Genomic DNA, 9,864 nt, shown 5'->3' with positions numbered 1-9,864 from the left:
GACCGGGTCGGTGGGGGCGCCGTGGGCGGCGGCGGGCGTGGCTGTCAGGGGCACGGTCGCGGCGACGACGAGCGCCACGGCGAAGAGCCGGCGTACGGGCATGAGGGCGACCTCCGCCCACTGGTACGGCCGGCGGGCGGCAAAGGTTCGACGGGGCTCCGGTAATCGTCAGCCGTCGACGGCGGCTGCGGCGCGATCGGCGAGGTAGGCCAGGTAGAGCAGATAGGGCACGACGAGCAGGGCGAGCACCAGCACTGCCGCGATCACCGGCGGATCACCGAAGGCGGCCCCGAGCAGAATCGGCAGCGGCGAGGCGACCGCCAGCAGGATGCCGGTGCGGCGCAGGGGTCGGGCGACCCGTTGGTGCGCCGCGTGCCAGTGCTCCGTAGAGCGCATCGTCGCCGGCGTCCGTACACCGGGGCTGCGGTTTCTGTTCACCGTCGGTCGCAGCGCGGCCCGGGCGGTGAACGCCACGAGCCAACCAAGAAACGCGTAGACCACAGTCACAAAGGCCCCGGGCCACACTCTGGCACCTCCCCACGCATCGCCAACCATCAGCGTAAGGGGCGGGAATCCCCAGGGTGGGTGCGGCGTTTCGATACTCGGAACCGCTTGCACCGAGGAGGCAGAGATGAAGGTACGTAGCTCGTTGCGTGCGCTGAAGCAGAAGCCGGGTTCGGTGGTGGTCCGCCGTCGCGGCCGGACGGTCGTGGTGAACCGCGCCAACCCGCAGTGGAAGAGCCGCCAGGGCTGACCCCGGCCCCGCACCGGACATACAGTCGACAAACGCCCTGACCGGTGACCTGGTCAGGGCGTTTTGCATGTCGACCGGATGTCACGGATCGTCACGGAGCTGCGCGAGTCGACTTTTGTCCGGTTTGCCGCTCGGCGCGAGCGGAACCCGGTCGACGACAGTGACGGTTCGGGGCACCGCGAGGTCGTTCACCTGTGCGGCCACGAGCTTGCGCAACACATCCGGATCGGGCGTCCTCCCGGCCACCGGCACCACGAAGGCGTGCACGGCCTCGCCGGTCATCTCGTCCGGGCACCCGACGACGTACGCCTCGCCGACCGTGGCGTCGGCGGCGAGCGCCCGCTCCACCGGTCCGGCGTGGACCAGCTGCGCGTTGACGATGATCACGTCCCGGGCGCGCCCGAGCAGCCGCAGGTATCCGTCCGCGTCGAGCTCCCCCAGGTCACGGGTACGCACCCACCCGTCCACGAACACCTCGGCCGACTCGTCCGGGTCCTGCCAGTACGAGGACGCCTGCGTGGGTGTGCGGACGTAGACCTCCCCGTCGTCGCGAATGGAGACGTCCACGGCCGGACGACCGACAGTGGCGAGCGTGGCCGGGTTGGTCAGCATTTCGGCGGGGGTCACCATGGCGATCATCGACGTCTCGGTCTGCCCGTACCCGTGGAAGATCACCGGGCCCAGCACGTCGAGGGCCTCCGCCAGTCGGCCCGGCGCGAGTGGCGACCCGGAGACCATCAGCGCCCCCAGGTGACGCAGGTCCACCGGGTTGGCGCGCTGGTCCCGGATCAGCTGGTGCAGCTTGCCGACGGTGATCACGCTCGCCGTGGCCTGGTGTTCGACCAGGGCATCCGGGAAAACCGGCCGGGGCGCCACGACGAGGGTGCCGCCCGCCGCGAGGGCGAGGACGCCGTACTCCAGCATCACCTGACTGGCCAGCGAGCCGAAGACCAGGTAGCGCTGCATCCGGGTCGCCAGTTCGGCGATGGCCGGGGGCCACCGGTCCGGGTACGGCACCCAGGCCGCCGACATGGCCGCATAGGTCTGGACCACGCCCTTCGGCGTCCCCGTGCTGCCACTGGTCCAGACGATCCGCGCGGGATCCTCAGCCCGTCCCGCCGCGACAAGTGGCAGCCCGTTGTCGGGATGCTCGGCGAGCGAGGCCAGCTGAGCCGAGTCGACAATGAGGGAGCCGGACAGTTGTGCCGGGCTCAGGTCGGCACGCCACCCGGACACCCGCGCCCCGACCGCGAAGGCGGCCATGGTGGCGGCGAAGGCGGCGGCGGTGACCGGCAGATCGAGCGTGACACCCACTCCGGGCCCCGCGCCGGACGAGCGCAGCCCGGCCGCGATGCGCCGGATCAGACCCGCCATCTCCGAGGCGGTCGTGACGACCGGCCCGTCCTCGAAGACCGGCCGGTCCTCGCCGGTTGCCAGGAGGTCGAGGATGGGCTGCGGCCAGACGTCAGCAGGCATCGGCGAGGACGCCCTTGACGAAGACCTCGAGGGGCTGCCGATGCACTGTCGGCAGGTCCCAGGTGTTCTCCAGGTTCTCCGCCAGGTGGTGCTCGGCGACGACCTGCCCGTCGCGCAGCACCCGCACGACGGGGTGGAGATAGCTGGCGTCGTGCGCGGCGTTCGCGTCGTTCTCGGCCGGACGCGGCACCGTGATGTCGAACGGGTCGACCTGGTCGTGGTCGGGGCCGTACTCCAGGGTGACCAGGAACGCGAACACGTCCGGCAGCGCCTCCCGCAGGTAGGCGACCGGTACCTCCTCTCGGTAGCAGGCGGCTTCGCCCTCGACCGTGATGACGTCGCCGAGCACCGCGAACTGCTGCCACAGCGCCGAGGTCACGTTGATCCGGGCGATTATCGAATCGGCTATCGCCTCCGGCGTCAGGGCGATCTGCCGGGACGGCCAGGCCTGCCCGTGGTGCCGCTCGCGCAGGATGTGGTGCAGTGCGCGGGTGGCGTAGCGGAAGCCGTGGATGAAGCCGTTGGTGGACTTCTTGAAGTCACGCTGCTGGCTGAGGGTGCCGGCGAAGTAGAGACCGCTGACGTTCACCGACTCGAAGGCCGGCGTCTGCGCCGGGAACCGATCGTTGATGACCAGCTCCGGACGCGCGGACTCGGCGAAGATGGACGCGTCGAAGCGGAATCCGGTGCAGAGGATGACCCTGTCGTACTCGAGCTCGCGCAGGTTCTCGACCGTCCGGGCGTACCGGAAGAGCACCCGGAACCCGCCGCCCTCCCGCTGGCTGATCTGCTCCACAGTTCCGTCCAGGACGGCGTTCTGCGACTTCAGCTGATAGGTGTCCAGGAAGTTGTTGTTCACGGCGCGCAGGTGCCCGACGTAATGGGACTGCCAGGCCAGCTTGATGGAGTGCGGCCCGGCGACGTGAATCGTCGCGGCGGTCTCGACGAGCGCGTCCGCGGTCTCGAAGGCCGAGTTGCCCTTACCGATGATCAACACGCGTTGGTTGACGAAGTCGGCGGGGTCGACGCTCACCGTGTCGTAACGTTCGGCCAGGTCCGCGCCCTCGATCGGCGGCACGTGGAGCTGGGAGACGCCGGTGGCGACGACGACTCTCCGTGCCGTCCAGCTGTCGTCGCCGGCCCGCACCGTGAACACGTCACCGGTCTTCGACACGGAGGTCACCCGGGTGTCGTAACGGACGCGCAGACCCCGCGCGAAGTCGGCGAGATAACGCACCAGATCGTCCGCGGCCGGAAAGTAGCGCGTGCTGTAGTTCTTAAAGAGCAACGCCGGATCGTCGGTCAGCAGTGAGTTCCAGTCCGACCGTAAATTGAACTCCGGGTCCTCCGATCCGGTCCACACCTTGTTGATCGAAATCAGCTGGCGATGCCGGGGATAGGTCTCGAAGAATGTGCCCGGTCGGGGGCCGCCCTCCAGCACCACGTAGTCGTGACCGTCGCGTTCGAGCAGGGCAGCGAGCTGCAGACCGGCCGGCCCGGCTCCGATGATCAGGCAATCGTGCGTCATACGGCGCAATTTACTGAGGCGATTTCAGAGCGCTCTGAGAAAGCGTCTCTAGCATCCGCTTCCATGACGATTGAGGTGGATCTGGCAGCACCGCTGCGCCCCGCCGACCTGCGCGCCGCAGCGGGCCCGGTCGCTGTCGTGATCGGCGAGGAGGTGCGCGACCGGGTGGCGACCGGCCGCACATTCCTCGGGAAGGCACTCGGCGACGACCGCGCGATCTACGGTGCCACCACCGGGTTCGGGGCGCTCGTCGGGTACGCGGGCCGAGCCGACCAGCGCGACCAGGCCGACAACACCCTCGCCCACCTCGGGGCGGGCCAGGGCCCGGACCTCGCACCGGATGTCGTGCGCGCGACGCTGCTGGTCCGCGCCTGGTCCCTGGCCCGGGGCGCGTCGGGAGTCTCGCCGCACGTGATCGACGCGCTCGCGGCCATGCTCGGCACGACGTTCACACCGGCCATGCCCCGATTCGGCTCGGTGGGGGCCAGCGGCGATCTGATCCCGCTCGGTGCCGCCGCTCAGGCGCTGCGCGGTCGCGGGCACGCCTACCTGGACGGTGTGCGGATGCCCGCCGGTGAGGCCCTGGCGAAGGCCGGCCTGGAACCGCTGCCGCTCGACGGCAGGGACGCGCTGGCGCTGGTGAACGGCACGTCGCTCACCACTGCGGCGCTGGCCCTCGCCCTGGGCCGGGTCCGCACCTCGCACCGCGTGGTGCAGACGCTGAGCTGCCTGCTCGCCGACCTGCTCGGCTGCGATCCGCAGTTCCTCGACCCCGCCCTCCTCGCCGCCTACGGTCACCGGGGCGCCATCGAGGTGGGCGCCGCGATGCGAACGACAGCCGCCGGCCTGGAGACGTCCGGTACCAGACCGTTGCAGGAGCCCTACAGCATCCGCTGCGCGCCACAGTTGCTCGGAGCGGCCGAGGACGCCCTGCGCTACGTCGACGGTGTCGTGACGGCGGACCTCGGCGGGGTCAGCGACAACCCGCTGTTCTTCCCGGCCGACGACAAGGTCGTGCACGGCGGCAACTTCTTCGGCCAACCCGCTGCGTTCGCCGCCGACGTCCTGTCCATGGTGATAGCCCAGGTCGGCAACCTCGCCGAGCGCCAACTCGACCTGCTCGTGGACCCGGGGCGCAACGGCGGACTGCCGCCGATGCTCGCGGCGGGACCAGGTCAGCAGCACGGGCTGCAGGGCGTACAGCTCGCGTCGACAGCGCTCATCGCCGAGATCAGGCGCGACTCCGTGCCCGCAAGCCTGCAGAGCCTCCCCACCAACCTGCACAACCAGGACGTCATCCCGCTCGGCACGCAAGCCGCTCTCCGCGCCCTGGACCAGGCGGAGCTGCTACGCCTGATCACCGGTTCGCTCGGGCTCGGGCTGCGCCAGGCGGTGCACGTGGGGGCGCGCCGGCCCACGGCGGTGGGCTGTGACCGGATCCTTCGAGCCTTGGAGGAGATACCTGCGATCGACCCGGACCGGTCGCTCGACGGAGACGTACGAAGGGCGGTCGCCATTCTGGAAGAGCTTGAAATCTCTCTGATTTCCGGCTCGTACGGTGAGCGCCGTGACGCTTGATTACCTGATCATCGGGGCCGGTCCGGCCGGTCTTCAGCTCGCCGCCCTGCTCGAGGCCGACGGCACGCGTGACTATGTGGTGCTGGAGGGCGCCGACGGGCCGGGGGCGTTCTTCGCCACCTATCCTCGGCACCGCCAGCTCATCTCGATCAACAAACCGCGCACGGGCACCGACGACCCCGAGCTGAATCTGCGGCTCGACTGGAATTCCCTGCTCACCGACGATCCGGCGCTGTTGTTCACGCAGTACACCGAGCGGTACTTCCCCGACGCCGACGTGATGGTGCGATACCTCGCGGATTTCGCGGCGAAGACGGGCGTCAAGGTCAGTTACGGCACCCGGGTGACCCGCGTGTCCAAGCGCGACGACGTGTTCACGGTCGAGGCCGGCGACCGGTGCTGGGAGGCCCGCGCGGTGATCGTCGCCACCGGCGTGTCGAAGACCTACTCGCCGGACATCGCAGGATTCGAGCTGGCCGAGGGGTACGACGTGATGAGCGTCGAGCCACGTGACTATCTCGACCAGAAAGTGCTGATCATCGGCAAGGGTAACTCCGCCTTCGAGACCGCCGAGAACCTCATGGAGACCACGACGCTGATCCACGTCGCGGGGCCCAGCTCGGTCCGGATGGCGTGGCGCACCCATTACGTCGGGCACCTGCGCGCGGTCAACAACAACTTCCTCGACACCTATCAGCTCAAGTCGGCAAACGCGATCCTCGACGGCACGATCAAGAGCATCGAGCGTGACGGTACGGGCTACAAGGTCGCGTTCAGCTTCTCCAGGGCCAACGAGGTCGTGAAGGAACTGCACTACGACCGGGTGTTGGCGTGCACGGGATTCCGTTTCGACGACTCGATCTTCGACGCCTCCGCACGGCCGCAACTCACCATCAAGGACCGGTTCCCGGCACAGACCGAGGAATGGGAGTCGGTGAACGTGCCCGGGCTGTTCTTCGCCGGGACGATCTCGCAGGTACGCGACTTCAAGAAGTCCACGAGCGGTTTCGTGCACGGTTTCCGCTACGCCGTGCGCGCACTGCACAGAATCCTCTCCCGCCGGTACGACGCCACGGACTGGCCGTCCACCAGGCTCGCCGCCGACCCGGCGGCCATGACCGCGGCGGTCATCGAGCGGGTCAACCGCACCTCCGCCCTGTGGCAGCAGTTCGGGTTCCTCGCCGACGTGCTCACCGTCGCCGGCCCGGAGGCCCGCTACCACGAGGAGGTGCCGGTGGACTACTTCGTGTCGACCGGCCTGCGCACCGCCGAGCACGACTACGACCAGGCATTCGTGATCACCCTGGAGTACGGCCCCGACCACGACCAGGTCGACCCGTTCGACATCACCGTGTCCCGCGTGGCCCAGGACGTCGTGGGGCAGGCGCACGATGCGGCGTACCTGCACCCGGTCGTCCGTTACCACCGCGAGGGCCAGGTGATCAGCACGCACCACCTCGCCGAGAACCTGGAGAACCGGTGGGACCGGCCCGAGGTCCACGTGCGGCCGCTACAGGAGTTCCTGGGGCGTTGCCTCTCCGGCGTCGAGGGCTGAGATGGACCCGGTCCACCAGGACTTCTTCGAGGGCGGCGCCGGGCGGGAACGCACCATGGCCGCCAACGAGCGGGCTTTCGAGCGGCGGTGGCTCGTGCCACGGGTGCTGCGGGCGACCGGCGAGCGGGACCTGCGGACCACGGTGGCCGGCACGTCGCTGGCCGCCCCGGTCCTGGTCGCTCCGACGGCCTTTCATCGACTCGCGCACCCCGACGGCGAGGCCGCCACCGCCCGGGGGGCCGCGGCGGCCGGCGCCGCGATGGTGGTGAGCATGGCCGCCACCCAGCCGGTCGAGGAGATCGCGGCGGCGGGCGGAACGCTGTGGTTCCAGCTGTACCCGCAACCCGACCTCGACTTCACCGAGTACGTGGTCAAGCGCGCCGCGTCGGCGGGCTGCCGGGCGCTCGTGGTGACGGTCGACTCTCCGGTGTTCGGACGGCGCGAGCGTGACCTGCGCAACGGCTTCACGGACCTGCCGTCCGGCTACGCCTGCGAGAACATGCGCGACGCGGCCGGCCGGGTGCGCTCGATCGCGATGGACGCGACGGCGGGGTGGGACCGGATCGTGTGGCTGCGCGGCGTCACAGGGCTGCCGATCCTGCTCAAGGGCATCCTGCATCCCGCGGACGCCAGCCTCGCGGTGGAGCACGGCGCCGCCGGTGTGATCGTGTCCAACCACGGTGGACGTCAGCTCGACGGGGCGATTCCCACGCTCGACGCGCTGCCCGCAGTCGTGGCAGCCGTGGATGGGCAGATCCCGGTGCTGCTCGACGGAGGTGTGCGCTGTGGCACCGACGTGGTGATCGCGCTTGCTCTCGGAGCACGGGCGGTGCTGGTGGGACGTCCGGTGGTGCGCGGGCTCGCGGCGGGCGGGGCGGTGGGCGTACGGGAGGCGCTCGAACGACTCACCACCGAGCTGGACCAGGCCCTCGCCCTGGCCGGAGCGCGGCGACCGGCCGATCTGACGCCCGACCAGGTGGTAACCCGGTGAAGGCGGTGGTCGCCCTCCGCGAGTGGATCTTCGAGCGGGTGAACGGGGCCGAGGGCATTCCCGTCCCCGGGCCGCTGGTGGGGCCGGAGGACTTCGAGCGGGTCTACAGCGATCCGGCCGCCGACGGACGCAGCCGCGGGGCCGGGCTGTCGGACCTGTTCTGGTACTGGCTCGCCCCCGGTCCACAGATGCATCAGGAGCACCTGGAGCCCGGCGAGCCGTACAAGACGGTCGCGCGGACGACACGTCAGGTGCTGGCCGTCGCACACCCGCGCTCCGACGAACTCGCGACGGCCGCGACCCGGCGGATCCTCGACACGCTCCCGACCGGCCGAACCAGTCACGTGCGGCTACGGGACCTGATGATGCCGATCTGGGCCGAGGTCTCATACGAGCTGGTGTTCGGCGCATCCTGCCCGCGCGGCGTGCGGGAGCTCATCGTGGCGAATGCGGACGACGTGGTCACCGCGCTGAAGGGGATGAGTCTGCGGCACATGTCCCGGCGGGATCGCCTGACGCGCTACCTGCTGGACCGGATCGACGCGGGGACCTGCCCGGTCGTGCTGCCGCCGCCCTTCACCGCCCTGGAGACCGCCTGGTACCTCCAGGGCGCGTTCTTCAACACGGCGGTGGTGCAGATGTCGGAGGCCATGACGCACATCCTGCTGTGCGCTCGATCCGTCGAGGACACGTCGGACGGCTCTCTCGACCGGGTCATCGACGAGACGCTCCGTGTGTACCCGCTGTTCGGTATCGCGCACCGGATCACCTCCGGGCCCATCTCCGTGGGCGATCACGTTCTCCCCACCGGATCGGTGCTGCTCTTCAACTATCTGGCCTATCAGCGCACCGGCCCCGCAGCCGACGACGAGTTCAACCCGGACCGCTGGCTGTCGCTGCGCCGGCAGGACGCGCATTTCATCCCGTACGGCGTCACCGCCAACCGGGCCTGTCCGGCGCGTGGCGCAGCCCCCGTCCAACTGCGGGCAGCGACACGGGAGGTGCTGCGGCGGTTCTCGGTCAGCTCGTCGGCGGCGCACACCCGCTCGCTGCCGAGTCGCGGTCCCGCGTACCTGACGCCCCGGGGCCTCCCCGGTCCCGGCCGCAACCGGCTCGCCCTCATGCGGCACCGCGACCGGGTCTTCGACGTGGGGCGGTCGGTCAAGCAGCTCGTCTGCGGCACCTGGATGGTCGTCGACGCCCGGCGGCAGAAGTTGTGCACCCGATTCTTCGAGGAGGCAGGCCCGTGACCCCTACCGAACTCGCCCCGCGGTTCTTCATCGCGGTCGCTGTCATTCTGCTCTTCTGCAGGCTGGTCTCCTGGCTTCTCGGCAAGGCGGGTCAGCCTCCCGTGGTGAGCGAGATGCTCGCCGGGGTGTTGCTCGGCCCGTCGCTGCTCGGCCTGCTGTGGCCGGGCGCGCAGGCCGCGCTCTTCCCCGCGCCGCTGCTGCCGATCCTGTACGTGGTCGGCCAGGTTGGCCTGGTGCTGTTCATGTTCCAGGCGGGCTACGCCTTCACCTCGCACCGGGTGACCAGGCTGGCGGGCACGGCCGGGGCGGTGTCGCTGGCGGGTGTCACGGTTCCGCTGGTTCTGGGGGTCCTGCTGGTCCTGGGCATGGCGGGTTTCGTCCCGATCCGCGCGGAGGGCGTGTCGCTGGGGGTGTCCGCGGCGTTCGTCGGTGTGGCGCTGGCGATCACGGCCTTCCCCATGCTCGCCCGGATCATCACCGAGCGCGGTCTCGCCGGCACCCGTTTCGGGTTGCTCGCCCTGGCCTCCGGCGCGATCGACGATGCGGTCGCGTGGATCATGCTGGCCGTGGTGCTGGCGTTCGCCTCGGGCGCCGCCGGCCCGGCCCTGGTCACCGCGGGTGGCGCAGTGCTGTTCGGGCTGCACGGTTGTCGGTGCCGCCTACACGGCCCTGACACCGCAGCGGGTACTGGACACCCGTGCGGCGCTCGGGGTGCCGGGCACCGTGCCGATC

General features: G+C 70.1%; 9 protein-coding genes. 6 read left to right on the top strand and 3 right to left on the bottom strand.

The window, feature by feature from the left end; genetic code table 11:
* Positions 1-168 precede the first annotated feature (168 nt).
* Positions 169-555 (bottom strand): SdpI family protein, encoded by a 387-nt coding sequence (locus ACWCO3_RS25410; protein ID WP_450012389.1) that lies wholly within the window; start codon positions 553-555, stop codon positions 169-171.
* A gap of 76 nt (positions 556-631) precedes the next feature.
* Between ACWCO3_RS25410 and ACWCO3_RS25405 the strand changes: the two genes are divergently transcribed.
* The gene (locus ACWCO3_RS25405; RefSeq protein WP_030331473.1) at positions 632-754 is read left to right on the top strand and encodes a 50S ribosomal protein L36; all 123 of its coding nucleotides are present in this window, start codon (positions 632-634) and stop codon (positions 752-754) included.
* 81 nt (positions 755-835) lie between these two features.
* Here the strand turns inward: ACWCO3_RS25405 and ACWCO3_RS25400 are convergent, their stop codons facing one another.
* Both ACWCO3_RS25400 and ACWCO3_RS25395 read right to left on the bottom strand, forming a co-directional pair.
* Positions 836-2,230 carry a class I adenylate-forming enzyme family protein gene (locus tag ACWCO3_RS25400; RefSeq protein WP_450012387.1) on the bottom strand — a complete coding sequence of 465 codons (1,395 nt, stop codon included), beginning with the start codon at positions 2,228-2,230 and terminating at the stop codon, positions 836-838.
* Positions 2,220-3,758: an NAD(P)-binding domain-containing protein gene (locus ACWCO3_RS25395; protein WP_450012385.1), complete on the bottom strand. Its 1,539-nt coding sequence runs from the start codon at positions 3,756-3,758 to the stop codon at positions 2,220-2,222. Before ACWCO3_RS25395 ends, ACWCO3_RS25400 begins: the two co-directional genes overlap by 11 nt.
* A 63-nt stretch (positions 3,759-3,821) precedes the next feature.
* On the opposite strand from ACWCO3_RS25395, the gene ACWCO3_RS25390 reads away from it, so the two are divergent.
* The 5 genes from ACWCO3_RS25390 to ACWCO3_RS25370 all read left to right on the top strand — a co-directional run.
* Positions 3,822-5,336, top strand: coding sequence for an aromatic amino acid ammonia-lyase (locus tag ACWCO3_RS25390; RefSeq protein WP_423435928.1), 1,515 nt, complete (start codon positions 3,822-3,824; stop codon positions 5,334-5,336).
* The gene (locus ACWCO3_RS25385) at positions 5,326-6,891 is read left to right on the top strand and encodes an NAD(P)-binding domain-containing protein (RefSeq protein WP_450012383.1); all 1,566 of its coding nucleotides are present in this window, start codon (positions 5,326-5,328) and stop codon (positions 6,889-6,891) included. The genes ACWCO3_RS25390 and ACWCO3_RS25385 overlap by 11 nt, the downstream gene beginning before the upstream one ends.
* Before the next feature lies 1 nt (position 6,892).
* Positions 6,893-7,882, top strand: coding sequence for an alpha-hydroxy acid oxidase (locus ACWCO3_RS25380; protein ID WP_145786442.1), 990 nt, complete (start codon positions 6,893-6,895; stop codon positions 7,880-7,882).
* On the top strand, positions 7,879-9,132 hold the full coding sequence (locus ACWCO3_RS25375) for a cytochrome P450 (RefSeq protein WP_145786441.1): 1,254 nt from the start codon (positions 7,879-7,881) through the stop codon (positions 9,130-9,132). Before ACWCO3_RS25380 ends, ACWCO3_RS25375 begins: the two co-directional genes overlap by 4 nt.
* The coding region (locus ACWCO3_RS25370) for a cation:proton antiporter domain-containing protein (protein WP_450012381.1) at positions 9,129-9,864 on the top strand (736 nt) is incomplete at its 3' end. The genes ACWCO3_RS25375 and ACWCO3_RS25370, both read left to right, overlap by 4 nt.

This window comes from Micromonospora sp. NPDC002411 (assembly GCF_053592955.1).
Note: the sequence above shows the minus strand (reverse complement) of the source record. Positions and strands in the feature narration are given on the sequence as shown.

What these genes read in the sequence shown, in the direction of transcription:
- ACWCO3_RS25380 (WP_145786442.1), top strand. Translation starts at nt 6,893, where the DNA reads ATGGACCCGGTCCACCAGGACTTCTTCGAGGGCGGCGCCGGGCGGGAA.
- ACWCO3_RS25390 (WP_423435928.1), top strand. Translation starts at nt 3,822, where the DNA reads ATGACGATTGAGGTGGATCTGGCAGCACCGCTGCGCCCCGCCGACCTG.
- ACWCO3_RS25410 (WP_450012389.1), bottom strand. Translation starts at nt 555, where the DNA reads ATGGTTGGCGATGCGTGGGGAGGTGCCAGAGTGTGGCCCGGGGCCTTT.
- ACWCO3_RS25405 (WP_030331473.1), top strand. Translation starts at nt 632, where the DNA reads ATGAAGGTACGTAGCTCGTTGCGTGCGCTGAAGCAGAAGCCGGGTTCG.
- ACWCO3_RS25395 (WP_450012385.1), bottom strand. Translation starts at nt 3,758, where the DNA reads ATGACGCACGATTGCCTGATCATCGGAGCCGGGCCGGCCGGTCTGCAG.
- ACWCO3_RS25400 (WP_450012387.1), bottom strand. Translation starts at nt 2,230, where the DNA reads ATGCCTGCTGACGTCTGGCCGCAGCCCATCCTCGACCTCCTGGCAACC.